The organism is Methyloversatilis sp. S146-33 (assembly GCF_059552495.1).
Map to the genome: position 1 here is coordinate 42,412 of NZ_JCANOT010000037.1, position 25,369 is coordinate 67,780.

24 protein-coding genes are annotated in these 25,369 nt (G+C 67.3%); 20 read left to right on the forward strand and 4 right to left on the reverse strand.

Annotated features, from left to right (window positions below):
* The first annotated feature begins 30 nt into the window (after positions 1-30).
* The 15 genes from AC51BJ_RS15395 to AC51BJ_RS15465 all read left to right on the forward strand — a co-directional run bounded on the left by AC51BJ_RS15395 (position 31) and on the right by AC51BJ_RS15465 (position 13,085).
* Complete coding sequence (locus tag AC51BJ_RS15395) at positions 31-834, forward strand: energy transducer TonB (RefSeq protein WP_496280799.1); 804 nt, start codon at positions 31-33, stop codon at positions 832-834.
* A gap of 76 nt (positions 835-910) precedes the next feature.
* Complete coding sequence (locus AC51BJ_RS15400) at positions 911-1,681, forward strand: MotA/TolQ/ExbB proton channel family protein (protein ID WP_020164367.1); 771 nt, start codon at positions 911-913, stop codon at positions 1,679-1,681.
* Positions 1,682-1,695: 14 nt separating this feature from the next.
* On the forward strand, positions 1,696-2,115 hold the full coding sequence (locus AC51BJ_RS15405) for an ExbD/TolR family protein (RefSeq protein ID WP_019918576.1): 420 nt from the start codon (positions 1,696-1,698) through the stop codon (positions 2,113-2,115).
* Positions 2,116-2,362: 247 nt separating this feature from the next.
* Positions 2,363-2,608, forward strand: coding sequence for a hypothetical protein (locus AC51BJ_RS15410; RefSeq protein WP_430433727.1), 246 nt, complete (start codon positions 2,363-2,365; stop codon positions 2,606-2,608).
* A gap of 21 nt (positions 2,609-2,629) precedes the next feature.
* Positions 2,630-3,244: a 30S ribosomal protein S4 gene (gene rpsD / locus AC51BJ_RS15415; RefSeq protein WP_019918578.1), complete on the forward strand. Its 615-nt coding sequence runs from the start codon at positions 2,630-2,632 to the stop codon at positions 3,242-3,244.
* Between the two features lie 200 nt (positions 3,245-3,444).
* Positions 3,445-4,197 (forward strand): PEP-CTERM sorting domain-containing protein, encoded by a 753-nt coding sequence (locus tag AC51BJ_RS15420; protein WP_496280800.1) that lies wholly within the window; start codon positions 3,445-3,447, stop codon positions 4,195-4,197.
* Positions 4,198-4,275: 78 nt separating this feature from the next.
* Entirely contained in the window at positions 4,276-6,591 is a 2,316-nt protein-coding gene (locus AC51BJ_RS15425) for a TonB-dependent receptor domain-containing protein (RefSeq protein WP_496280801.1), read from the forward strand.
* A 427-nt stretch (positions 6,592-7,018) separates the two neighbouring features.
* Positions 7,019-7,381 (forward strand): DUF779 domain-containing protein, encoded by a 363-nt coding sequence (locus tag AC51BJ_RS15430; RefSeq protein ID WP_430433724.1) that lies wholly within the window; start codon positions 7,019-7,021, stop codon positions 7,379-7,381.
* 198 nt (positions 7,382-7,579) lie between these two features.
* Positions 7,580-7,771 (forward strand): hypothetical protein, encoded by a 192-nt coding sequence (locus AC51BJ_RS15435; protein ID WP_430433723.1) that lies wholly within the window; start codon positions 7,580-7,582, stop codon positions 7,769-7,771.
* Between the two features lie 122 nt (positions 7,772-7,893).
* Positions 7,894-8,541 (forward strand): PEP-CTERM sorting domain-containing protein, encoded by a 648-nt coding sequence (locus AC51BJ_RS15440; RefSeq protein WP_496280802.1) that lies wholly within the window; start codon positions 7,894-7,896, stop codon positions 8,539-8,541.
* Between the two features lie 15 nt (positions 8,542-8,556).
* Positions 8,557-9,618, forward strand: coding sequence for a hemin-degrading factor (locus AC51BJ_RS15445; protein ID WP_496280803.1), 1,062 nt, complete (start codon positions 8,557-8,559; stop codon positions 9,616-9,618).
* Positions 9,615-10,463, forward strand: coding sequence for a heme/hemin ABC transporter substrate-binding protein (locus AC51BJ_RS15450; protein ID WP_496280804.1), 849 nt, complete (start codon positions 9,615-9,617; stop codon positions 10,461-10,463). The genes AC51BJ_RS15445 and AC51BJ_RS15450 overlap by 4 nt, the downstream gene beginning before the upstream one ends.
* A complete protein-coding gene (locus AC51BJ_RS15455) occupies positions 10,460-11,509 on the forward strand; it encodes a FecCD family ABC transporter permease (protein WP_496280805.1) in 1,050 nt (349 codons plus the stop codon). The genes AC51BJ_RS15450 and AC51BJ_RS15455 overlap by 4 nt, the downstream gene beginning before the upstream one ends.
* Before the next feature lies 1 nt (position 11,510).
* The gene (locus AC51BJ_RS15460; RefSeq protein ID WP_430433718.1) at positions 11,511-12,296 is read left to right on the forward strand and encodes a heme ABC transporter ATP-binding protein; all 786 of its coding nucleotides are present in this window, start codon (positions 11,511-11,513) and stop codon (positions 12,294-12,296) included.
* 117 nt (positions 12,297-12,413) lie between these two features.
* Entirely contained in the window at positions 12,414-13,085 is a 672-nt protein-coding gene (locus tag AC51BJ_RS15465; protein ID WP_496280806.1) for a flagellar brake domain-containing protein, read from the forward strand.
* 145 nt (positions 13,086-13,230) lie between these two features.
* On the opposite strand, the gene feoB is transcribed toward AC51BJ_RS15465, so the two are convergent.
* Together feoB and AC51BJ_RS15475 are read right to left on the reverse strand one after the other, a co-directional pair.
* Entirely contained in the window at positions 13,231-15,102 is a 1,872-nt protein-coding gene (feoB, locus tag AC51BJ_RS15470; RefSeq protein ID WP_430433716.1) for a ferrous iron transporter B, read from the reverse strand.
* Entirely contained in the window at positions 15,099-15,401 is a 303-nt protein-coding gene (locus tag AC51BJ_RS15475) for a FeoA family protein (RefSeq protein WP_430433715.1), read from the reverse strand. Before AC51BJ_RS15475 ends, feoB begins: the two co-directional genes overlap by 4 nt.
* Before the next feature lie 284 nt (positions 15,402-15,685).
* Between AC51BJ_RS15475 and AC51BJ_RS15480 the strand changes: the two genes are divergently transcribed.
* Positions 15,686-18,061 (forward strand): TonB-dependent receptor, encoded by a 2,376-nt coding sequence (locus tag AC51BJ_RS15480; protein WP_496280807.1) that lies wholly within the window; start codon positions 15,686-15,688, stop codon positions 18,059-18,061.
* A gap of 63 nt (positions 18,062-18,124) precedes the next feature.
* Here AC51BJ_RS15480 and AC51BJ_RS15485 read toward each other — a convergent pair whose 3' ends face one another.
* Positions 18,125-19,192 carry a metal-dependent hydrolase gene (locus AC51BJ_RS15485; RefSeq protein WP_496280808.1) on the reverse strand — a complete coding sequence of 356 codons (1,068 nt, stop codon included), beginning with the start codon at positions 19,190-19,192 and terminating at the stop codon, positions 18,125-18,127.
* A 130-nt stretch (positions 19,193-19,322) separates the two neighbouring features.
* On the opposite strand from AC51BJ_RS15485, the gene AC51BJ_RS15490 reads away from it, so the two are divergent.
* Entirely contained in the window at positions 19,323-23,258 is a 3,936-nt protein-coding gene (locus AC51BJ_RS15490; protein ID WP_496280809.1) for a DUF3683 domain-containing protein, read from the forward strand.
* 18 nt (positions 23,259-23,276) lie between these two features.
* Here the strand turns inward: AC51BJ_RS15490 and AC51BJ_RS15495 are convergent, their stop codons facing one another.
* Positions 23,277-23,828, reverse strand: a complete 552-nt coding sequence (locus AC51BJ_RS15495; protein WP_430433711.1) for a DUF6647 family protein — start codon at positions 23,826-23,828, stop codon at positions 23,277-23,279.
* A 174-nt stretch (positions 23,829-24,002) separates the two neighbouring features.
* Here AC51BJ_RS15495 and AC51BJ_RS15500 point away from each other — a divergent pair, with 174 nt between their 5' ends.
* The 3 genes from AC51BJ_RS15500 to AC51BJ_RS15510 are packed head-to-tail and all read left to right on the forward strand — an operon-like array spanning position 24,003 to position 25,369.
* A complete protein-coding gene (locus AC51BJ_RS15500) occupies positions 24,003-24,464 on the forward strand; it encodes a hypothetical protein (protein ID WP_430433710.1) in 462 nt (153 codons plus the stop codon).
* 46 nt (positions 24,465-24,510) lie between these two features.
* A complete protein-coding gene (locus tag AC51BJ_RS15505; RefSeq protein WP_430433709.1) occupies positions 24,511-24,972 on the forward strand; it encodes a hypothetical protein in 462 nt (153 codons plus the stop codon).
* Between the two features lies 1 nt (position 24,973).
* Positions 24,974-25,369, forward strand: coding sequence for an META domain-containing protein (locus tag AC51BJ_RS15510; RefSeq protein WP_496280810.1), 396 nt, complete (start codon positions 24,974-24,976; stop codon positions 25,367-25,369).

Sequence of the window (25,369 nt, forward strand, 5' to 3'; positions counted from 1 at the left end):
CACGCCCCACCTCTCCGTCGGAGCGGCCCGATGAGCAGCGCCGCATTCGTTCCTTCCGAAGCTTCCTTCGTGCAGTCCGCGGGGGCGGGCCTGACACACCCCGCCAGCCGCGTCGTCCGTCGCGAGACGGTTTCCGGCACCCCGTCGGCGGGTCTTCCGCTGCGCGGCATGTCGCTCGCCGGCGCGGTGCTGCTGCACGCCGCCGCACTGCTGTGGATCGTGCACAACCCGACGGCGCTGGAGGCGCCGCCGATGATCATGCAGGCCACGCTGATCGCCCCTGAACCGCTGCCGATGGCGCCGCCGGAACCTCCGCAGGAAGTGAAGCGGGTCGAGCCCGAACAACCGAAGCCGGTGGTGAAACCGGTCAAACCGGTGCGCAAGGAACAGCCGCTGCCGCAGATCGCGGCCGCCGCCGACGCGCCGACCAGTGCCACCGTTGCACCGCAACCGCCGGCGCCGCCGGAACCGGTCGCCATCGATGCACCGCCTGTCAGCGAGCCGTCACCGGCGCCGGTCACGGCGGCGCCGGCGATCGCGCCGCCGCCGGTCACCCCGCCAAAATTCAACGTCGCCTATCTGCAGAACCCGCGCCCGGCCTATCCGCCGATGTCCAAGCGCCTGGGTGAAGCCGGTCGCGTGATGCTGCGCGTGATGGTCGACGTGAATGGTCTGCCGACCAATGTCGAGGTGCGGAAGTCCAGCGGTTTCCCGCGTCTGGACGAAGCGGCGCTCGAGGCGGTGCGCAAGTGGAAGTTCGTTCCCGCCCGGCGCGGCGAAGAACCGGTTGCCGGTCTGGCCGACATACCGATCGACTTCGGTCTCAACTCGTGATTTGTTCCCGTCCGCGTCAGGCGTACACTGCGCGGCGGCCAACTTTTGCATCAGGCTTCCATCAGGAGAAATTTGAATGAATGAGTCCCTCGGCTTTGCGCACTTTCTGTCGAATGCAGACGGTGTCGCAACCACCATCCTCGTGCTGATGGTGCTGGCCTCCATCGGTACCTGGTTCCTCATCGTGCTCAAGGGCATCGTGGCCTTCCGCCAGCGTCGCGCGAGCGGCACCTTCCTCGACCGCTTCTGGAACGCCTCGTCGCTGGAAGACGTGGCGCGCGACATGCGTTCGCACGGCGTGACCGACCCGTTCTCGCACCTGGTGCACGAAGGTTTCAGCGCGGTCGAAACCCTGCGCAGTGGCAATGCCGGCACGCGTGGCCTGATCGCCACCGGCAGCGCCGACGAGTTCCTGACCCGCGCGCTGAAGCGCTCGATCGAACGCGATCGCAGCCGCATGGAATACGGCCAGACCTTCCTCGCCTCGGTCGCCTCCAGTGCGCCCTTCATCGGTCTGCTCGGCACCGTCTGGGGCATCTACCACGCACTGCTGGCCATCGGCATGTCGGGTCAGGGCACGCTGGACAAGGTGGCCGGCCCGGTCGGCGAGGCGCTGATCATGACCGCCATCGGTCTGGCGACCGCCATCCCGGCAGCACTTGCGTTCAACTTCTTCGCCCGCTCGACGCGCAACGTGATGGCCGAGTTGAACAGCTTCGCGCATGACGTGTTCGTGATGCTGTCGACCGGCGTCAAGGACAGCGGCTCGAACGATCCGAAGGCCACCGGTGACCGCGTGCTGTCGCTGGTCGAACGCGGCCGCGAAGCCGCGCGCAACGCGCACTGATCGGGAGCCCGGACATGGCATTTGCAAGTTTCGAGCAGGACGACGACGGACCGATGGCGGAAATCAACATGATTCCGCTGATCGACGTGATGCTGGTGCTGCTCATCATCTTCATGGTGACCGCACCGCTGCTGACGCACGCGGTCAAGGTCGACCTGCCCAAGGAATCGACCAGCGCCAACACGCTGCCGCCGGAAAACATCCAGATCGCCATCGGCCCCGACGAGCAGCTCTACTGGGCCGGCGAGAAGATCGACACCGATACGCTGAAAGCCAAGCTGCAGGAGGCCGCGGCGAAGGACAAGAACGCCGAGATCCAGCTGCGCGCCGACCAGAACGTGCCCTACCGTTCGGTGGCGCACGTGATGAGCGAGGCGGCCCGCCTCGGACTCACCCGCATCGGTTTCGTCACCGATCCGTCCGCGGCGAAGTAGATCGGCACCCTCCGCACGACGATACGGCCACCCTGCGGGGTGGCCGTTTTTCTTTGCATCCGTCGGCGAACGATGCTTGACAGCCCTCTGCACCGATGATGTAATGCGAATCGTTCTCATCAAAAAGAGAACGCGCGCCAGCCACCGTCTGCACCGCAGGTCCCCGCAGACACCCGCCAGCTTCCCCGACAGCACCCGCGGCACCCGCGCCAGGCAGCCCAGGCGCCGCCCAGACGGAGGATGCACCATGACCTTGGAACACCAGCATGCCGGCGAAGCCAGTCCGAGCACGCTCGCCGCTGCCACGCTGTTCGTGATGACCCGTTTCGCCGAACGGCCCTGCCCTGAAGTGGCGCAGATGGTGATTCGCCATCTCGAAGTGGTGGCCGACGACGAACGCGCCGACCCGCTGATGCGCGAGGTCTGCGGCGCCCTGATCAACCGCTGGACGCTGCACACGGTCGGCGATCTGGCCGTGCGTGCCGCGCACTGAAACCCCTGCCCCGGAGCATCCATGTCCCGCTACACCGGCCCCCGCCTGCGCGTGCTGCGCGCACTCGGCACCGACCTCCCCGGCCTGACCCGCAAGACGGCCGAAAACCGCACTGCGCCCCCGGGCCAGCACGGCAACCGCCCGAACCGCCGCAAGTCGGAATTCGGCGCCCAGCTGATGGAAAAGCAGAAGCTGCGCTACAACTACGGTCTGACCGAAACCCAGTTGCGCGCGGTGTTCAAGGAGGCCGAGCGCTCCAAGCTGCCGACCGGCGAAAAGCTGGTCGAACTGCTGGAACGCCGGCTCGACAACATCGTGTTCCGCGGCGGTCTGGCACCGACCATTCCGGCCGCTCGCCAGCTGGTCCGTCACCGTCATGTGCTGCTCAATGGGCGGCGGGTGAACATCCCGTCCATCCGCGTGCGCGTGGGCGACACCATAACGCTGACCGACAAGGGTCGCAAAGTGCAGAGCGTGGTCGATGCACTGCAGACGCCGGCGCTGGAACGTGCCGAATGGATCGCCTTCGACGAATCGGCGCTGAGCCTGCGTCTGGCTCACCTGCCGCCGGGTGACGCCACGCCCTTCGCGTTCGAAGCTCAGAAAGTGGTCGAGTTCTACGCCCTGCGCGTCTGACGCGCGGATTTCCCGCCGGCCTCCGGGCCGGCCCACCTGCCAGCCAGCCGGCAACCGCGGCCAGCCAGTCATGCAACGCATGGAGCATTCATGACCTGCCCGCATACCGCCCGGCGCCCCTCTTGCAATGCGGCGTCCTGTACGCGAGGCCTGTTTTCAGGCCGCGCACCCCATCGTCCGTTCATCGAGAGAGGTCACCCATGATCCATCATCGCCTGCGTCCGTTCGCGAAGCCGCTGCTCGCGGCCGCCTGCTTCGCACTCGCCGGTTCCGCCTACGCGAACACCACCCACAGCGCCTTCGACGACATCGAAGGCTCGGTCGCTACAGACGGTTTCAACAACCTGACCGCCGCCCGCATCACCGCCACGCAACTGGCTGCCGGCATCGCGTCGAACAGCGAAACCGAAGGCGGCGCCGTGCTCAGACGCACCTCCGGCGGCGCCTATCCGGCCTCCTCCGGCCTGTACCAGTTCGCCGGCAACGGCTCGACCTTCGAAATGGTGGTCAGCGATGCGGCCGACGGCCTGACCAGCATCGTGTTCCAGACCTATATCAACGTGAGCACCGGCAGCAACGGCATCTACGGCGTGCTGGCGCCGAACAACCTGCCGCGCCTCAGCTTCAACGGCGGCGAGCAGTTCCTGCTCTCCAGCGCGCAGGCGAGCGAGAACCTGGGCTACACCGATTTCTTCACCGGTGAATTCGTCGCCTCCGACCCGAACAATCCCAACCACCTCACCTTCACCTGGAACCTGGCCAGCCTCGGCGCGACGGTGCCGGTGGACAGCTTCCGCATCACCTTCGCCACCGACAACCACGCGCAGTCGCAGGCCTTCCAGATCGACCAGCTGGTTGCCGCACCGGTGCCGGAACCGCAAACCGCGGCCCTGCTACTTGGCGGCATGGCGGTGATCACGCTGGTCGCCCGCCGGCGTACGCGTCAGCACTGAGTCTATTTCGCCGCGTGCGGGCGGTGCCCTCGCGGGTGCCGCCCGCATGCGTTCGCCCATCCAGACTGTCAAGACATCTTGAAACACCGAATTCCCCCGCGTCCGCGGCTGCTGCTGGCGCTGATGTGGCCGCTCGCGTGCGCCGCGCAGGACGGTGCGCCGTCCGAGGAGGACGTCGTCACGCTGCCGGAAATCCAGGTGCGCGACACACGCGAGGACGTCCGTCCGCCCGCGGTCGAACTGACGCCCGATCGGCCAGTCACGACGATAGGACCCGAGGCGATCGAACGCCGCCAAGCGGGCACGATATTCGACCTGCTGAAGGATGTGCCGGGTGTCGCCGTCGACGGCGGCCCTCGTGCCAGCGGCATGAAATTCAATCTGCGCGGCTTCTCCGACAACGAAGACGTGCTGTTCAAGATCGACGGCGCAGTGAAAGGCTTCGAGAAGTACCGCTTCGGCAGCGGCGTGTTCATCGAACCCGAACTGTTGAAAGCCATCGAAATCGAGCGCGGGCCGTCGCTGAAATCCGGTTCGGGTGCGCTCGGCGGCACCATCTCGGCCACCACGAAATCCGCCGCCGACTACCTGCGGCCGGGAGAACGCTTCGGCAGCCAGATCAAGTACGGCTACAACGCGAACAGCAGCGAGCGGCTGCGCATGGTGACGGTATACGGTCGGCCGAACGGCTATCTCGATCTGGTCGTGTCGATCGCCCGGCGCGACTCCGACGACATCCGCCTGCCCGACCGCAGCCGGCTCGACCTGACTGCCGTCCATTCGGAAAGCCGCTTCGCCAAGGCCACTTTCTACGCCAGCGACGACCTGACGCTGGAACTGAGCCAGACCTACTACACCGGTGGCCCCGAGCGCGCGCCCTATGACGCGACGGCCGGCAGTGCGGGCCAGTTCGGCGTGGTCGAACGCAGCATCGAGGACACCACCACCAATCTGCGCGTGAACTACGCGCCAGCCGACTCGTGGATCGCGCTGCGCGGCACCCTCGCCTACGAAACGACCGACCTGGACGATGTACACCGCATTACGCAGAGCCGCATCTGCGTATCGCCATCGACCGCCTTTCCGGCGGCTTTCCGCATCGACCGCTGCGACGACGCCTGGCGATACTCGATCTGGACCGCCGAAGTGTTCAATGACACGCGTTATGCAATCGGCGAACTGCAGGGCGTACTCAGCGTGGGCTACCAAGGCATACGCAACAGCCGCGACATTTCGCGCGTCACCTCGCGCGCGCTGACCAACCAGCAGGTCTACCCGAACGGTTTCAACGAAGCGCAACCGCCGGGCGACAAGGTGTCGGATGCGCTGATCGTAGAGAACGCGTTCACGCTCGGCGCCTTCACCTTCACGCCGGGCGCCCGGCTGGACCGCTACCACGTCAGCGCCGAGGACCAGACACGCACCAACATGATCGCCGCCGGACAGTCGCCGGACATCCGCTTCGTCAAGCTGTCGCCCGCAGCGGCGCTCACCTGGCGCATCCCGCGCAGCGACTGGTCGGCCACCGTGCGCTACCACGAAGCGTTCCGCCCGCCGCTGGTTGATGAGTACTTCGCACGCGGCAGTTTCGCCAGTCGCTGCGCAAAAAGCGCCGGCTGGGCCTTGCCCGGCAACCCGGTGCTCTACCCGGAACCGCTGTACGATCCGTCAGGCTACGGTCAGACCTACGATCCTGCACTCGACCTCGCACCCGACAACGAAATCTGCGGAGCGCTCTACCGGCCTCAGGAATCGTCGAACCACGAACTGACGCTGGCCTGGATGCCGCAGCCGTCCTCACCGCGCGACGGCCGCTGGCAGGCGCGGGTGACCTATTACGACATCCACACCCGTCATCTGCTCACGTCCTTGAGCAATATCGGCGGCGAAGTCGGCCAGCCGGGCAAGGAGCGGCGCAAAGGCACCGAACTCGAAATCAGCTACGACGGACGGCACGCCTTCTCGTCACTGTCCTGGTCGGAGATTGACGGCCGCATCACCAATGCGGTGGCCGGCACCGACTACGCGCTCTATGGCGTGCCTGGCGACACGCTGAGCATCAGCGCCGGCGTGCGCGGTTTCGACGGGCGGGTCGAGGCTGGCGTGCGAATGCGCGACATCGCGGACCGTAGAGCGGCCACCAGCACCACGGCCACCGTGTGCTCGCGCCCGGGCACACTGGTCGTGCCCGGCGTTGGCACGATAGGCACGCAGTACGGCGTGCGCCTGTACGACCTGTTCGCGAGCTGGCAGATGACGCGTGACACGCAAATGCGCTTCAACCTCGACAACCTGACCAACGAAACCTACTGCCTGCAGGACGGCTTCGCCGGTGCGGTCGGCATACAGGCGCCGGGGCGGGCGGCGAAGCTGTCGGTGACGATGAGGTTCTGAACAATATTTCATATGTTGAGAACGGTGCGGTACTGCAAGAATGCGCTCCTGTACTGGATTTCCGCGCCCAATCAATGACATGCAAATGAAACATGCGTTGCACGCATGAACACCGTCATGCACCGTAAATGGACACATCACTGCGTTTGAATGTACGCCCTGCGGGAAAAACCATTCCTAATCATGCTCCAACGCCATTCACCGCACTTGGCTCGGCTCTTGCTGGGACGGCCTGTTTCCGCGACGCCCCGGCGAGGGGCGCCCCGCCCATCCTGTCTTTGCGCACAGGAGTCACGCCCGATGTCTGCCAGCATGGCCGTTCTAAAGCTGTCGAAGACTGCGCGCCGGCACGCCCCGCCCGGAACGCGGCGCCACGCACCGACGCGCGGCAGCGGACGGGCCGCCACCTCCATTGAATGACCGCACCATGCCACACCCATCCGACCCCTACTGCCTCGGCCTCATGCCCGACCCGTCCGAACTTCCGGGGCTGGCGGCCAGTGTCGATGCCGTCATGCTCATCATCCGGCTGTCGGCACGCTACGGGCCACTGATGTTCCTGCACGACGCGACCGGCGACGTACTGCAGCCGCGCTGCCGCCCGGTTGGCTCGCTGCCGGTCGACGATCATGACGTCAAGCTGGGCGAAGTGGCCGGCTGCGAGTACTGGATCGCACCGTCGGCGCTCGATCAGCTCGGCTCAGGCGCCCTGCTGCTCGACGTGCTGGAAGATCGCGGTGACGCCACCGGGCTGGCCAGCCGCTTCGTTCTGCGCAAGGTCGGCAACTGATCACCCAGCGGGGCGGCGCAACGTCGCCCCGCTCCTCACTGGCGGCCGCCTCCAGGCCCTTGCATTCATCTCGTTCCCCTTCGCTCGCCCACGCCGCGATGCTGCGCAGCGCTGTCGTCATGCCTGAGGCTTGACACCATACTGCGAATCATTATCATTTAAAGAAATCGACCGTCCGCGGCCAAACCGCAAGCATCCATGTCCGCCTCAGGCAACGAACCGACCGAAGCATTGAAGGTGCGCCTGTCCGCCCTGCTGGATGAATTGATCCGGCACGACGGCTTCGGCTCGCTGAGCGTCGAGGTCCGTCTGCTCAAGCGCGGCCAGAAGGAAGTCATCATCGACTGCGGCAAGCAGTATCGGTACGTCATCGATTTCGCGCCCGGCTGAGGCCGGCGCGACGCAGCACACTCCGGCGGCGCGGGGCCGCGGAGCAGGTTTTCAAATCACAGAAACCGCCTGATCGATCGCCTTCGCGGGGAAGGGATGGATGGCTCAGAACGAGGTCCATCATGTCTTTCCGCCTTCTGCTGTCCGCTGGCGCCCTGTGCGCACTGTCATCCACCGCCGCCTTCGCCACCAGCGCCAGCTGGGATACCCCGCTCGCCGGTCATGACGGCAACGGCAGCTCCGCGGCCACGCCGTGGGCCAGCGGCAGCGTCTATGCCGAGTGGAACGTGTTCGACAGCTTCACCACCGACGCCACGCCCGACATCGCCGGCAGTGGCAGCGTGAGTCAGCTCAACCCGGGCGCCGGTAGCTTCCTGACCGGCAGCGGCAACTTGTACAGCGCCGCCGGCGCAGCGTCCTTCCTGGTCGACCTCGACGTCGTGCAGAGCGGTACCTGGAATGTGTGGCTGCGCATCGCCACCCAGGGCACGGCGGCCGACACCGTCGCCACGCTCAATGGCATCGCCGCGAACAAGGTGGTCAGCTACAGTGCCGCGCTCGGCGGCTTCGGTGGCAGCGAGGAAGAAGCCTACTGGACCTGGGCGGTCACCGATCCGCTGTCGCTGCAGTTCAGTTTCACCAGTTCGGAAGCGCACCTCAGCCTCGACCAGCTCGCCGTACTCGCTCAGCCGGTGCCGGAACCGGCGACCTGGATGTCGCTGGCTGCCGGTCTGGGCCTGCTCGGCGCCCTGGCACGTCGTCGCGCCTGATACCGGGAGACCGCGATGACACCGCACACCGATCCCGAAAGCCTCTATCACACCTTCCACGCACTGAAGGCGGAGCGCCGCCTGCGCAATCGCGACGCCGCCGCAGCCCTCGGCATCAGCGAGGGCGAAGCGATTGCCAGTGGCGTCGGCCGCGACGCCGTGCGCCTGAGCGCGCCCTTCGACACACTGTTCCGCCGCATGCCCGAGCTGGGCGAGGTGATGGCGCTGACGCGCAACGAAGCAGCCGTCCACGAAAAGACCGGGTGCTTCGAACAGATGTCCGGCGACGCCAAGGTCGGTCTGGCGCTGGGCAGCGCCATCGACCTGCGCATCTTCTACGGTCGCTGGGCATACGGCTACGCAGTGACCGAACAGGGTCCGAAGGGCGAGTCGCGCAGCCTGCAGTTCTATGACGTGCACGGCGACGCCGTGCACAAGGTGTTCTCGCGCGCCGGCACCGATCTCGCGGCCTGGGACCGGCTGGTCGCCGAGTTCACCGCCACCGACCAGGGCGCCGGCGAAAAGGTCGCACCGCGCAGCGCGCCCGCCGAAGACGAGACGCCACTCGACGCCATCGACGCCGTCGCCTTCCGCCGCGACTGGCTGGGCATGCAGGACACGCACGACTTCTTCCCGCTGCTGCGCCGGCACAAGGTGTCGCGCCGGCAGGCCATGCAGATCGCGCCCGAAGGCCACGCCAACCGGATCGGCAACGATCTGACGCGTTCGCTGCTCGAAGTCGCGGCCGCCGACGGGGTATCGGTCATGTGCTTCGTCGGCAACCCGGGCATGATCCAGATCCACACCGGGCCGGTACATCGTGTCGAAGTGATGGGGCCCTGGCTCAACGTGCTCGACCCCGGTTTCAACCTACACCTGCGGCAGGACCTGGTCGACCAGACCTGGATCGTGCGCAAGCCGACTGCTGATGGCGTAGTCACCTCGGTCGAACTGCTCGACGCCGCCGGCGAAACCATTGCGCTGTTCTTTGGCGAGCGCAAACCGGGCAAGCCGGAGCGCGAGGACTGGCGTGCACTGGTGGCCCAGCTCGGCACCGCCGACAGCCTCGCGGCATGAGCCGCCAACTGGTCTGCAGCGCGCTGGTGGCGCTGCTGTTCGCCGCCGGGGCGGTTGTCGCCGCACCGGCGCAGCGGCTGGTCACGGTCGGCGGCGCGGTGACCGAAATCGTCCATGCGCTCGGCGCGGCCGACCGCATCGTCGCGACCGACACCACCAGCACCTGGCCGGCCTCCGCGCAGGCGCTGCCGAAGGTGGGTTACCAACGCGCGCTGGCGGCCGAGGGCGTGCTGTCGATGCGACCCACCCACCTGATCGCCACCGCCGACGCCGGCCCGCCGGTCACGCTGACGCAGTTGCGCGGCGCCGGCGTGCAGGTGATCCAGCTACCGCCGGAACACAGCGCGGCGCAGGTCGGCAACGCCATCCGCACGGTAGCGGGCGCGCTGGCGATGGACGACGCTGGTCGCGCGCTGGCCGAGCGTTTCGATCGCGACTGGAAGGAGGCTCAACGCGAGGTCGGCGCCCTGCCCGGCCGGCCGCGCGCGCTGTTCATCCTCGACCATGGCGGCAGCAGTCCGATGGTGGCGGGCGACGACACGGCGGCCGACGCGATGCTGGGCTATGCCGGCGCCGTCAACGTGATGGCCGGGCGCTTTCGCGGTTACCGGCCGCTGACACTGGAAGCGGCGCTGGCGGCCGCGCCCGACGTGATCGTGACGACCGACGAGGCCATCGCCGCCGCCGGTGGCGCCAAGGCCTTCCTCGCCCGCCCGGGTCTGTCGGCGCTGCCGGCCGCGCGGGCGAACCGGCTGGTCAGCCTCGACGCACTGCGCATGCTGGGCTTCAGCCCGCGTCTGCCGCAGGCGGTGAGCGAGCTGGCGCGCCGGATGCGCGCGCCGTGAGTACGCGCGCACTCACTCTGTCGGCCGGGGCGCCTGCTTCGCTGGCACTGCCGGCGCTCGCGCTGGCGCTGTTCTGCATCGTCGTGCTCGCACTGGGCAGCGGCGCGGTCAGCCTGTCGCCGATGGCGGTGCTCGGCGCGCTGTTCGGTGCCGACGTCGGCAGCGAAGCCGAACTGGTGGTGCGCACGCTGCGCCTGCCGCGCGTGCTGCTCGGTGTGATCGCCGGCGCCGGTCTCGGTATCGCCGGTGCGGCGATGCAGGGCCTGATGCGCAATCCGCTGGCCGACCCGGGGCTGGTCGGCGTCAGCAGCGGCGCGGCACTGGCCGCCGCCTGTGTCGTGGTGCTCGGCGAGCGGGCGATGAGCGCGGGTGGCTGGCTCGCCAGTTCGGCACTGCCGCTGGCCGCCTTCGCCGGCGCCGCGCTGACCACCGCCGTCGTGTACGCGGCCTCGCGCCGCAATGGCCGCAGTTCGGTCACGCTGATGCTGCTGTCGGGCATCGCCATCAATGCGCTGGCGATGTCCGGCATCGGTCTGCTCATGTTCATGGGCAGCGACGCGCAGGTGCGGCAGTTCACCTTCTGGACCCTGGGCAGTCTCGCCGCCGCGACCTGGCCCAGCGTGGTCGCGGCGTCTCTGGCGGTCGCTCTGGCGCTGGGCGCGCTGTTGCGCCGCGCCGGACCGCTCGACGCGCTCGCGCTGGGCGAGTCGCAGGCGGCACACCTCGGCGTGGCCACCGCGCGCCTGAACCGCAGCTGCGTGCTGCTGATCGCGCTAGCGGTCGGCGCCACCACGGCGCTGACCGGCACGTTGGGCTTCATCGGGCTGATCGCCCCTCACCTCGCTCGTCGGCTGGTCGGTCCGGCACATGCCCGACTGCTGCCGGCCAGCGCGCTGAGCGGCGCCGCGCTGGTCGTGCTGGCCGACAGTGCAGCCCGTACCTGGGTAGCACCGGCCGAACTGCCAATAGGCGTGCTGACGGCACTGTTCGGCGCCCCCTTCTTCATCGCCCTGCTGCGCCGCCGCGCCGCGCACGAAAGCACCTGACATGCTCGCCGCCCGCAACCTGACCGTCCGCGCCGGCCGTCGGCGGCTGCTCGACGACGTGACCCTCGCGCTGAAACCGGGCGAACTGCTGGCGCTGGTCGGCCCGAATGGCGCCGGCAAGACCACGCTGCTGCGCGCACTGGCCGGCGATATGGACGTCGCACACGGCAGCGTGCTGTGTGCCGGCGCCGCGCTGCAGGACATCGCACCGCTTGCGCTGGCGCAGATGCGCGCCGTGCATGCCCAGCACCAGCGGACTGACCTCGAATACACCGCCGCCCAGGTGGTCGAGCTTGGCCGCTTCCCGCACCACCGCGGCCACCCCGGCGCGGAAGACCGGCAGATCGCCCGTGCCGCCATGGCGTTGACCGGCGTCGATGGCATGGCGGCACGCATCTGCGCCACGCTGTCCGGCGGCGAGCAGGCACGCGTGCACCTTGCGCGCGCGCTGGCGCAGATCTGGACGGCACCCGAAGGCGCGCACGCGCTGCTGCTCGACGAGCCGGTGGCGGCGCTCGACATCGCCTGGCAGCACCGCACGCTGGCCTGCGCACGCGAATTCGCCCAGCGTCGAGGCTGTGCGGTGCTGGCCATCGTGCACGACCTGAATCTGGCCGCGCGCTACGCCGACCGCATGGTGCTGCTGGCCGACGGCCGCATCCGCGCCGACGCCGCACCCGCCGCCGTGCTGGCCTCACCCGAACTGGCACAGGCCTTCGGCTTGCGTTGCCGCTTGCTGCATGACGCGCACGATGGCGGGACCGTGCTGATCGCCGAGCCGGCTTGATCGGTAAAAAAGCGTAGAGAGGGGTTCAGGAGACCATCGGCACGCCGTAAACCCGGATGCTCGCGCACCACGAGTGCGCGCGGCATGACAGGCACACGACACGGCAGATATCCTCCGATGGCAAGCAATCCGATCGAATCCAGCACTTCGACCTTCCTCGGCATGGGCCTGAAGGTCGGCGACCGCATGCAGCTCGATCCACCGGCCAAGATCACCGGCGGCGCACGCGTCGTCAGGCTGGTCGGCTATACCGAAGACCGTTCGCTGCTGGTCACCATGCCCGACGAAAAGAACTGGAGCGGCTCGTTGATCGAGGGCGACACCGTGCTGGTGCGCACCTTCTCCGGACGCAAGGCCTTCAGTTTCAACAGCCGCGTGCTCAAACGCGCAGTCAGTCCCTACGAATACCTGCACCTGGAGTTTCCGTCAGCGGTCTCGAGCCGTCGCATCCGCCGCGCAGAACGCGTCCGCACCGACATCGCGGTACAGCTCAAGGGCGCTGACGCGCGCGCCGTGCGCGTCACCAATCTGAGCGCCACCGGGGCCGAACTGCGCAGCAGCGCCGCCGCGGGCGAAGTGGGGGAAACGCTGAGCTTCACGCTGCCGCTCAATCTGCATTTCGTCGACATCGAGGTGCAGTGCGAAGGCACGGTGCGCAACGCCCATCCGCTGCCGGACGGCGGTATCGCCTGCGGCATCGAGTTTGCCGAACTGGACAATCAGAGCTGGATACTGCTGCGCAGCTACGTCTATCAGCACCTGCTCGACTCGCCGTCCGGGCGCGTCTGAAGCGCGGACGGCCGGCTGCAGTCGCTGCATCCGCCGCAACCGGCAGACGGCGCACGCAGGGCGCGCCACCACTGGCGCAGCGCCCGACCAGCCACCAGCGCGGCCAGCGCCACGGCACACAGCGCAACGAAGTCGGTCAGCAAGATCACCCGCTCACTCCCGATGCGATGCGGTAGGTCAGGAAGGCCGCCAGCCAGGCCAGGCCGAACAGATAGCCCGCCATCAGCAGCGGCGCCCGCCAGCCACCGGTCTCACGCCGCACGGTCGCCAGCGTCGACAGACATTGCGGCGCGAACACAAACCAGGCGAGCAGTGACAACGCTGTGGGCAGCCCCCAGCTGGCCGAAATCAGCGGCGCCAGCGCCTGTGCCGTGTCGTCGGCAGTGGCCGACAGCGCATACACGGTACCCAGCGCACTGACTGCCACCTCGCGTGCCGCCATGCCGGGCACCAGCGCCACGGCGATCTGCCAGTTGAAACCGACCGGTTCGAACAGCGGCAGCAGGAAGCGCCCCAGCGTGCCAGCGAAGCTGTACTCGATCGCCGGCCCGGTGGCGCCGGGCGGCGGCGACGGGAAGGTGGCGAGGAACCACAGCAGCACGGTCAGCGCGAGGATGATGCCGCCGACCCGGCGCAGGAAGATGAGCACCCGCTGCCACAGGCCGATCGCGATATTGCGCACCGACGGCCAGTGATAGTCAGGCAGTTCCATCATCAGCGTCTGCGTCAGGTCGCGCGCACCGAAGCGCTTGAGCAGCCACGCGATGGCGATGGCCGACACGATGCCCGCCAGGTAGAGCGCAAACAGCACCAGCCCCTGCAGTTCCAGCCCGCCGGCAACGGTGCGCGACGGAATGAAGGCGCCGATCAGCAGCGCATACACCGGCAATCGCGCCGAACAGGTCATCAGCGGTGCGATCATGATGGTGACCCAGCGGTCACGCGGGTTCTGGATGGTGCGCGTGGCCATGATGCCCGGTATCGCGCAGGCGAAGCTCGACAGCAACGGAATGAAGGAGCGGCCGGACAGCCCGACGCCGCCCATCAGCCGGTCGAGCAGGAAGGCGGCGCGCGGCAGATAGCCCGATTCCTCGAGCAGCAGGATGAAGAAGAACAGGATGACGATCTGTGGCAGGAAGACCAGCACGCCGCCCAGCCCGGCCACAATGCCATCGACCAGCAGGCTGCGCAGCAGACCATCCGGCAGCGCCGCTCCGACCGCTTCGCCGATCGCGGCCGTCGCCGCCTCTATCCAGCCCATCGGCGCCTCGGCCCAGGCGAACACCGCCTGGAAGATCAGGAACAGCAGCGCGCACAGCAGCAGCGGACCGACGAGCGGATGCAGCAGCACGCGGTCGGCGCGGTCGCTGAAGGCGTGCGCCTGAACGGTATCGAGCCCGAGCGAAGCGAGGATGTCGCGCACGCGTCTGTGGTCGTCAGCGACGTCGCCCGCCTCGGCTGCCGGCAGCGCGGCACCCGGTCGCACGTCCTCGAGCAGTTCGAGCAGCGCGTCGGCACCGCCCGACTTCACCGCCACCGTGGTCACCACCGGCACGCCGAGCGCTTTCGACAGCGCCTCGGCATCGACGTGGATGCCACGCGCCCGGGCAAGGTCGGTCATGTTTAGCGCAACGACCACCGGCAGCCCTTGGCGCATCAGACCAAGCACCAGCCTGAGCTGACGCGGCAGGTGAGTCGCATCGACCACCGCAAGTATCAGATCGGGACGGCGCTCGCCGGACAGACGCCCGGCCAGCACATCACACGTGACCTGCTCGTCCGGCGAATGCGGCGTCAGGCTGTAGGTCCCGGGCAGATCGAGCACCGCCAGTCGGCGACCGGACGGCGTGCGCAGGACGCCCTCCTTGCGCTCGACGGTCACGCCGGCATAGTTCGCCACCTTCTGCCGGCTGCCGGTGAGCAGGTTGAACAGCGCGGTCTTGCCACAATTCGGGTTGCCCACCAGCGCCAGCAGGGCCGGGCCGAGTCGGCTGCTATCGACCACCGTCTGCGTCACGCTGCCGCTCCATCGGCCGCTCGCACCAGTACGCAGTCGGCTTCGGCGCGGCGCAGCGCAAACGTCGACACGCCGACCCGTACCGCCAGCGGCTCGCCGCCCGGCTGACCGCGACGCAGCACGCGTACGGGCTCGCCGGTGATGAACCCGAGTTCGCGCAGCCGGCTGGCCCACTCCGGCGCCCGGGCGTCAGCGCGCACCTCGACTACGGTCATCGGCACGCCAACGGTGGCGCTGCTGAGCGCGAAACCGGCGGTCGGACCGGGCGTCGGGGATTCCACGTCGGAAGGCGTCGGCATTGCAATATCCGTGGTTCAGATGTTGAGAACAGTTTTCATTCTACCTGAGGGGACCTCACAGAGGCAGTCCGCGCAACCCACCTACCCGCGCGGAATTTTGATTGCACACGAATCGATTGTTGCGATGCCGCAACATCCAGTTTCTAATAACTGTTCTCATTTACACTGCGCCGCACTTGCCCATTGTCGTGTTCCTCGCACGCGCCGGGCAGCGGACCAGCCAGCCTCTTTGCGTCGCAGCAAGCCAGTCCAGCCCCCGATATCAACCTACTGGACTTGCACTGATGAAACGCTCGATCCCGCAGCAGCCGCTGACGCTGGCCGCGGCCATGCTGATGGCCCTGTCGTCCACCGCCGGCGCCGAAGAACAGAAGCCCGCCACCGACTCCAATGTTCCGGTTCTGCCGGAAGTGAAGGTGCGCGACGAATACGACCGCCCGAACTCGCCGAACCGCGGCTACCAGACCGGCATCGTCACCTCGGCCAAAACCAAGCAGCTGGCCAAGGACATTCCGCAGGCGATCACCACGGTGACCGAGCAGCTGATGCTGGACAGCAACTCGGACACGATGAAGAACGCGCTGCGCCACGTCGCCGGCCTCACCTTCAACTCTGGCGAGGGCGGTCGCATCGGCGACAACATCATGCTGCGGGGCTTCTATTCCTTCGGCGACCTGTACCTGGACGGCATTCGCGACGTGGCTCAGTACAACCGCGAAACCTTCCACGTCGAACAGATCGACGTGCTGCGCGGCTCGGCCGCCATGCTGTTCGGTCGCGGTCAGGCGGGCGGCGTGATCAACCGGGTCAGCAAGCAGCCAGGCCTCGTCGACCGCACCGAAGTGTCGGCCACCGTCGGCAGCTACGACTACGGCCGCGTCACCGCCGACGTGAACAAGGTGGTCGGCGAGAACGCTGCACTGCGCATCAGCGCGATGAAGACCGACGCCGGCAGTTCGCGCCGCGGCGTCGAATCCGAACGCGAGGGCATCGCGCCGACGCTGCGCTGGGGCATCGGCACGGCCGACGAATTCTCGATCGGTCATCTTTACTACACGACGAAGAACGTGCCGGACTATGGCGTGCCCTTCATCAGCCGCGCGCTCGCCACGCCGATCACGCGCACCCAGGTCACTCGCCGTCCTCTGGACGTATCCGCCAGCGCCTTCTACGGCACTTCTTCGGACTACGAACAGAACGACACCAACATCAGTACCGGCATCTGGACCCACCGCTTCTCACAGGACACCGAACTGCGCACGGTCGCCCGCTTCGCCGACTACAAGCGCGACCTGTGGGCAGTCGCGCCACGGCTGCCTGCCAACGTGAACAGCTCCACCGTCACCGACGCCACGGTGATCACCCGCGGTCGTCAGGCTCGCGGTGGCCGTGAGCACACCGTGACGCTGCAGAGCGACCTGACGACGAAGTTCGAACTGGCCGGCATGAAGCACGAGGCGCTGTTCGGCGTCGAACTGCTGCGCGAGAAGGCGGATCGCTGGAGCTACACGTCGATCGCGGTGACCGCACCGACGACCACGGTCGGCAACCCGGACCCGGACGTCGCCGTTCCCGCGGCCTACGGCAATCGTGCGCGCTTCAACCCCGCAGGCTACGAGGGCGACTCCTACAGCTTCTACGCGCAGGACCAGATCGAGTTCATCCCGAAATGGAAGCTGCTGCTCGGCCTGCGTCATGACCGCATGGACGCCGACTACGCCTCGCTCGCATCGCAGACCGGCGTCACCACGGCATTCAATCTGAAGTACAACGAGTGGAGCTATCGCAGCGGCCTGCTGTATCAGCCGACCGATCTGTCGACCTATTACCTTGCGTGGAGCGATTCGTTCAACCCGACCGCTGACCTCTATCAGCTGTCGCCGGCCAACATCAAGTACGACGCCGAGCGCAGCCGCACGGTCGAACTGGGCACGAAGTGGGAGCTGTTCGATGGCGCACTGTCTCTGCGTACCGCGCTGTATCGCGCGACAAAGTTCAACGAGCGAAACACCGATCTCGAACAGGCGAACTCCGCCGTGCTGTCGAAAGAACGCCATACCGATGGTTTCGAGATCGAGGCGGCCGGCCGTATCACACCGCAGTGGGATGTGTTCGGTGGCATTGCGCTGATGCGCGCCGAAATTGACGATCAATTCGACGGCGAGCTACTGGGCACCTTCGGCCAAGTCGTAGCAGCAGCGGGCGGTACTTTCCAGGCCGGTCAGGCGGCAAACGCCAACCGCCTCGTCTATCGCGGCAAGTACAATCCGAACAGTGTGGGCGCCACACCGCGCAACACGCCGGACTACACCTTCAATCTGTGGACGACCTACCGTTTCATGCCTAACTGGCGCGCTGGCGTCGGCATCGAAGGCAAAGGTTCGCGCCTTGCCTACGGTATCGGCCAGTGCGACTCCGCAGCTGCCAACGCCAGCAATGCCTGGGCTTACAGCGCCTGCGCGCCGATCGCTCAGGGCCGCGCCCCGAGCTTCGTGCGTACCGATCTGATGCTGGCCTACGAACAGCCGCGCTACGACGTCCGCCTGAACGTGCTCAACGTGTTCAACAAGCGCTATTACGAAGCGCTTTACGAGAACGGCGGCTTCGCCGTGCCGGGTACCGAGCGCGCCTTCCAGCTGACGGTGGCAGTGAAGTACTGATTGCCCTGCAGCGATGAGGGCCGGGTCGGTGGTCTGCGGACCGCCGGCCCGGCCCTTTTTACGTCAGCGGCCGCTCAGAGCGCGCCAGCCCGCCATCGTCCGCTCGACCAGCGCCCATCCCGCCCCGTTCTCGCAAAGCCCATAGCGGAACGGCAGCGTGTCACGCCCCGGCGTTTCGAAGCGCAGGTCGCGGAAGCTGACGCAGGCGCCCCCGCCTGCGCTGCCCACGCTGTCCAGCACCGGAAACATCGCGAACCAGCGGAAAAAGGCGAAGTCCGGTGCCGACCACACGGCACGCACCTGCTCCCGCACCTCGCCGAGGCCGCCGTTACCGAAGCGCTCGCGCACCTGCCACTGCGCCAGCGCGACCGGCCGGTAGTGGGCGGAGAAACGGCGAATCAGGTTGTCGTCGGGCCCCGCCCCCAGCAGTTCGGTACGCCGCGTATTGATGTGCGCGATGTGGTAACGCTGGCCGTCGTCGATCACCGCGGTCCAGTTGAAAGGCGAAGCCGGCCGCGGAATCGCGTCGATCGCGACGAAGGCGATGCCCTGCTCCACCGCATGACGCCGCGCGGCCTCGATGGCTTCCGACTTGCCGACCGCACCCACGCCGACCCATGCGCATACCGCGGCCAGGCCGAGGGCAGCTGGCAGCCGGCTGCGCCGCCACAGCGCGCTCGCCACGAGGCCGGCAATCAGCAGCCCGGTCAGTGGCAGGTCGATGATGAAAGTGGTGCCCCAGCCGAAGCGCTGATCCGAGAAAGGCGCCAGGATCATGGTGCCGAACTGCGTGATCAGGTCACCCAGGATGTGGATGGCGATGCCGGCGCACACCACTGCGTAGAAGCGCTGCCAGCCGACGCTGCGCGCGCGCAGCAGACGCGGCATCAGCCATGCCAGCAGCAGCGCCCACAAAGGCAGCAGAATGAGAGAGTGCGTGACACCTCTGTGGCCGCGCAGATAGGTGAGCTCGGAGACGTAGCCGAGCACGAAGTCGAGGTCCGGAAAGGTGGCGGCCAGACCGCCGGCAAGCACCGTCTGCCAGACCTTGGGGTGGCGTTCGTCGGCCGGCGTGCGTGCCATGAAGCGGCCGAGCAGCGCGCCGGACAGTGCGTGGGTCAGGGTATCCAATCGATTCTTCCGTTCAGGACAGGTCGGGTGCGTCGCAAGGACAACACCCCGGCGCACTTCGCGCCAATTGTGGCGCAGTGCACAAGAAGCAGGCGTATAATGCCGCTCCGATTCGCTTCATGGCTTGTTGATGGAATCCGCTACCGCGCTCATCGATTTGCAAGCTTCGCGCGACCCTACCCGACTGCGCGAAATCCCGTACAACTACACCTCGCTCTCCGACCGCGAAATCGTCATCCGGTTGCTGGGCGCCCGCATGTGGGACACCTTGTCCAGCCTGCGCGACGAGCGCATGACCGGTCGGTCTGCCCGCATGCTTTACGAAGTGCTGGGCGACATCTGGGTCGTTCAGCGCAATCCCTATCTCGAAGACGACCTGCTCGACAACCCGAAGCGGCAGGACGCGCTCGTTGGTGCGATGCGCCATCGGTTGCGCGAGATCGAACAGCGTCGTCAGCCCGGCAGCGACGCCGCCTCGCAGGAACGCGACCGCAAGGTGGGCGAACTGCTGGCCGCCGCCCGCAACGCGGTCGACGCCTTCGCCGCCGGCTTCGGTGAGACCCGCAAGCTGCGCAGTCGCATCTGCAAGGTGCTCGGCCGCCACACGCGCGAAGCCAACATCGCCTTCGACGGTCTGGCCCGTGTGTCGCACGTGACCGACGCCACCGACTGGCGGGTCGAATATCCGCTGGTCGTGCTCTACCCGGACACCGAGGACGAGATCGCGCCGCTGGTGCGCGGCTGCATCGAGCTCGGCCTGACCATCGTGCCGCGCGGCGGCGGCACCGGCTACACCGGTTCCGCCGTGCCGCTGTCGGCGAAATCGGCCGTCATCAATACCGAAAAGCTGATCGATCTCGGCGCGGTCGAGCCCATGGTACTGCCCGGCCTGTCGGAGCCCTACGCGACGATACGCACGGGTGCCGGCGTGGTGACCCGCCGCGTCATGGACGCCGCCGAGAACGCCGGTCTGGTGTTCGCCTGTGACCCGACTTCGGCCGACGCTTCCTGCGTCGGCGGCAACATCGCCACCAACGCCGGCGGCAAGAAGGCCGTGCTGTGGGGCACCGCGCTCGACAATCTGGCGAGCTGGCGCATGGTCGACGCCGACGGCTGGCCGATGGAAATCACGCGCCTGGACCACAACCTCGGCAAGATCCACGACGCGCCCGTCGTGCGCTTCTCGATCCAGCGCTTCGAAACCGATGGCCGCACGCCGCGTGGCGCCGCCGAACTGCTCGAAGTGCCGGGCGCCCGCTTCCGCAAGGAAGGCCTGGGCAAGGACGTCACCGACAAATTCCTTGCCGGCCTGCCCGGCGTGCAGAAGGAAGGCTGCGACGGCCTGATCACCAGCGCGCGCTGGATCCTGCACAAGCTGCCGCCGGTCACCCGCACCGTCTGCCTCGAATTCTTCGGCCAGGTGCGCGAAGCGGTGCCGGCCATCGTCGAGATCAAGGACTACCTTGACGGCCTGCCGAAATCGGGCAACGCGCGCGTGCTGCTGGCGGGCCTCGAACATCTCGATGAGCGCTACGTGCGCGCAGTCGGCTACGCCACCAAGGCGCGCCGCCACGGCCGGCCCAAGATGGTGCTGATCGGCGACATCGTCGGCGATGACGAAACGACGGTCATGGCCGCCGCGTCGGAAGTCGTGCGCCTGTGCAACCAGCGCGGCGCCGAAGGCTTCATCGCCGTGTCGGCCGAGTCGCGCAAGACCTTCTGGCTGGACCGCGCCCGCACCGCCGCCATCGCCCGCCACACCAACGCGTTCAAGATCAACGAGGACGTCGTCATCCCGCTGCCGCGCATGGGTGACTACTGCGACGGCATCGAACGCATCAATATCGAACTGTCGATCGCCAGCAAGCTGCGCCTGTGCGACGCGCTGGTCGATTTCCTGCGCGGCGAACTGCCGCTGCACGCCGGTGACGCCAATGTCGACACCGACGAACTGATCGGTGACCGCCGCACCCAGGCGCTGCAACAGGTGGCGGCGGTGCGCGGCCGCTGGCAGTGGCTGCTGGACAACCTCGACATGCCGCTGGCGCGCGCCGAACCGCTGCTGATGTCGATTGGCGTGGAGATGGGCCCGCTGCTCAACCGCGCCGAGAAGCCCACCCTGTTCCACCGGCTGCAGGACTATTCGGTGCGCGTGTCGTGGAAGCGCGAACTCAAACCGCTGCTCGACGAGATCTTCGACGGTGCGATGTATCGCCCGGTGCTCGACCGCATCGAAACAATCCGCAAGGAGGTGCTGCGCGGCCGCGTGTTCGTCGCGCTGCACATGCACGCCGGCGACGGCAATGTGCATACCAACATCCCGGTGAATTCGGACAACTACGGCATGCTGCAGGAAGCCAATGCCGCGGTGGCCCGCATCATGGCGCTGGCGCGTTCGCTCGGCGGGGTCATTTCCGGCGAGCACGGCATCGGCATCACCAAGCTCGAATTCCTGACGCCGGAGGAGCTGGCGCCCTTCATCGACTACAAGCAGCGGGTCGATCCGGACGGCCACTTCAACGCCGGCAAGCTGCTGCCCGGCGGCGATCTGTCGCGCGCCTACACGCCCTCCTTCTCGCTGCTGGGCACCGAATCGCTGATCATGGAAATGAGCGACATCGGCCAGATCGCGACCTCGATCAAGGACTGTCTGCGCTGCGGCAAATGCAAGCCGGTGTGCTCGACCCACGTGCCGCGAGCCAACCTGCTCTATTCGCCGCGCAACAAGATCCTCGCCACCTCGCTGCTGATCGAGGCCTTCCTGTACGAGGAACAGACGCGACGCGGCGTGTCGCTGCGCCACTTCGACGAATTCGGCGACGTGGCCGACCACTGCACCGTGTGCCATCGCTGCGAGAAGCCCTGTCCGGTGGACATCGATTTCGGCGACGTATCGATCGCCATGCGCAACGCGCTGCGCAAGCAGGGCAAGCGCAAGTTCAACCCGGGCACGGCCGCGTCGATGGCCTTCCTGAACGCGACCGATCCGGCGACCATCAAGACGCTGCGCGTGGCCATGATGGACGTGGGCTACAAGGCGCAGCGGCTGGGGCATCGCGTGGGCAAGGCACTCGGCCTGGTCGACCGCCAGACCAAGGCGCCGCCGCCGACGCTGGGCAAGCCGACCATCAAGGCGCAGGTGATCCATTTCATCAACAAGCCGATGCCGGGCAATCTGCCGAAGCGCACCTCGCGCGCGATGCTGGACATCGAGGATGCTGCCATCGTGCCGGTCATCCGCGACCCGAAGCGCGCGTCCGAAGACCAGGAAGCGGTGTTCTACTTCCCCGGCTGCGGTTCCGAGCGCCTGTTCTCGCAGGTCGGTCTGGCCACCCAGGCCATGCTCTACCACGTCGGCGCGCAGACCGTGCTGCCGCCGGGCTATCTGTGCTGCGGCTATCCGCAGACCGCCGGCGGCAACGCGGAAAAGGGACAGCAGATCAGCACCTCGAACCGCGTGCTGTTCCACCGTGTCGCCAACACGCTGAACTATCTCGATATCAAGACGGTGATCGTGTCCTGCGGCACCTGCATGGACCAGCTGCAGCAGTATGAATTCGACAAGATTTTCCCCGGCTGCCGGTTGCTCGACATCCACGAGTACCTGATGGAAAAGGGCGTCAAGCTCGAAGGCGTGCAGGGCGTGCGCTACATGTATCACGACCCCTGCCACACGCCGATGAAGACGCACGCGCCGCTGAAGGTGGTGAATCAGCTGGTCGGCACGGCCGACGGCACGAAGGTGGCGCTGAACGATCGCTGCTGCGGCGAGAGCGGCACACTGGCGGTCAGCCGGCCGGACATTTCGACCCAGGTGCGCTTCCGCAAGGAAGAGGAAATGCGCAAGGGCGCGGACGTGCTGCGCGCCGACGGTTTTGCCGGCGAGGTGAAGATACTGACCTCCTGCCCGTCCTGCCTGCAGGGCCTGTCGCGCTACGACAACGACAGCAGCACTCAGGCCGACTACATCGTGGTCGAGATGGCGCGCCACCTGCTCGGCGAGGACTGGGCGGCGCGCTACGTCGAGCAGGCCAACGCGGGTGGCATCGAGCGCGTGCTGCTGTAAGGCGGTGCAGCGACGCGGTCAGCGGCGTTGCGCCGCGGCCGCGCCGTCGCGCAGTTCCTGCATGAAGTTCTGCAGCACCTGCTCCTCGTTCGCGACACCGGGCGCCACTTCGAGGCGCATGGTGCCGTTGCCGGCCGAGCGCTGGTCGCGCGCGCAGACGACGGTCGCCAGCTGGGTGCCGAAGCGCTCGCTGCGCCCCTCCTGCTGCAGGTAACGGTTCTGCACGCGGTAGGCGTCGCGCTCGGAGCGCAGCGTCGCGTTGCAGTCGTGCTGGTACAGCGCACCTTTCTGTCGCGCCTCAAGAACGTGCACAAACTCGTGCACCAGGAACGAATTGTCGGTCGGGTCCTGCAGGTCGAGATCAGCGCGTATCAGTATCTGCTCGCGGTCGTGGTCGTACAGCGCGACCAGCTTGTCGCACTCGCGCGGATCGTCCGGACAGGCTTCCTCGACCAGCGCAGCCGGCGCCATCATGCGCAGCGTCGGCAGTTCGGACAGCGGGAGTTCGGGATAGCCCGACAGCGCAGCGGCGGCGCTGAACAGATAGGACAGCAGGACGGTGTCGGCCATGGCGGCGCTCCCTTGCGCGATGCGGTGTGGTCGGGGGCTTCGACACCGCAGGCGCCAGATATTTCCGCACAGGTTTGCGCAGAACTCGGGCACGCTGCCCGTGTCCCATCGCGAGCCCGGTGCCAGAATGCGCCGGCCGCAGCGTCCCCGCAAGCCGTCCGACCGGAGCCCGTCATGCCCATTTCACCGCGCCTGTCCACCTGCCTGATCGTCACCTCCCTGCTCGCCTGCGGCAACGCACTGGCCGTGCCGGCCGATTCCGCCCAGCCCGGCGTAAGCGCTGCGTCGCCGCGGCTTGCCGGCAGCTGGAGCTGGACCGACCCACAGCAGTGCAGCGAAACCTACGAGTACGCAGCCGATGGCAGCGGCCGTGTCAGCAGCGGCGACGAACGCGCCGAAATGGCCTACATCTTTGATCCGGCGCCGTTGAAGGACGGCTTCTACCGGCTGCAGGCCACCATCACCAAGGACAACGGCGGTCGCGACTGCGCCGGAGCCGCCAGCGACGACACCAACGAGCGCTACACCGTCTATCTGAAATTCCACCCGGACGGCGACCAGCACATCGTCTGCATGGAACCGGAACTGAAGCACTGTTTCGGCCCGCTGCGCCGCAAGGCGGCAAACGGAATCTGAAGCGGCGGCCTACAATCGATACATGTGGTGCACCGCGGAGGCCGTCATGAACGCCGATCGATTGAGGCTCACCCGCCCGTCCCTGCTGTTCTGCGCGGCGCTGCTCGCAGCACCGGCGACACAGGCGGCGCGCGTCGAAACCGCCGGCCCGCTGGCCGCGCCGCAGATCGTCGGGCTGTGGAGCTGGACCGACGAGTCGCAGTGCGTCGAAAGCTACGAATATCGCAGCGACGGCACCGGCCGCGTCAGCAGCGGCAACGAACAGACCGACGTGAGCTACGTGTTTTCCAGCGTGCCGGTCGCCGACGACTTTTTCGAACTGAACGTGACCATCCGGCAAAACTCCGGCGGCAAGGACTGCCTCGGGCAGAACGCCGACGATTCGGGCGAAACCTACCGCGTGTTCGTGCATTTCCGCCAGGGCGAGGACAGTCACCTCGTGTGCTACCGCCCGGACGTGACGCAGTGCTTCGGCCCGCTCTACCGGCAGGCCCTGCCCCGCTTCTGACATGAGCGCGCGCCTCGCATCGCTGCTGGGCGTTCTGCTGCTCGCCGCCTGCGCGCCCTACGGCGGCGGCGGACCGCCGGACGGGCGCTGGCAGATCCGCGAAATCGGTGCGATGACGGTGCCGGAGGGTGTCGATGCCCACATCGAATTCCTGCCCGACGGCCGGCTGGCCGGGCGCGCCGGATGCAACCGCTACACCGGCAACTGGGCGCGCCAGGGCCACGAAATGCGCTTCGGGCGGATCGCCGCCACGCGCATGGCCTGCGCCGGCCCGGCGATGGACGTCGAGAACCGGCTGTTCGAAATGATGGACAAGGTGGTGCGCCAGGACAGGCCGGACGAGCGCACACTGATCCTGGTCACCGGCGACGGCCGGCGCATCGTCGCGACGCGCTGA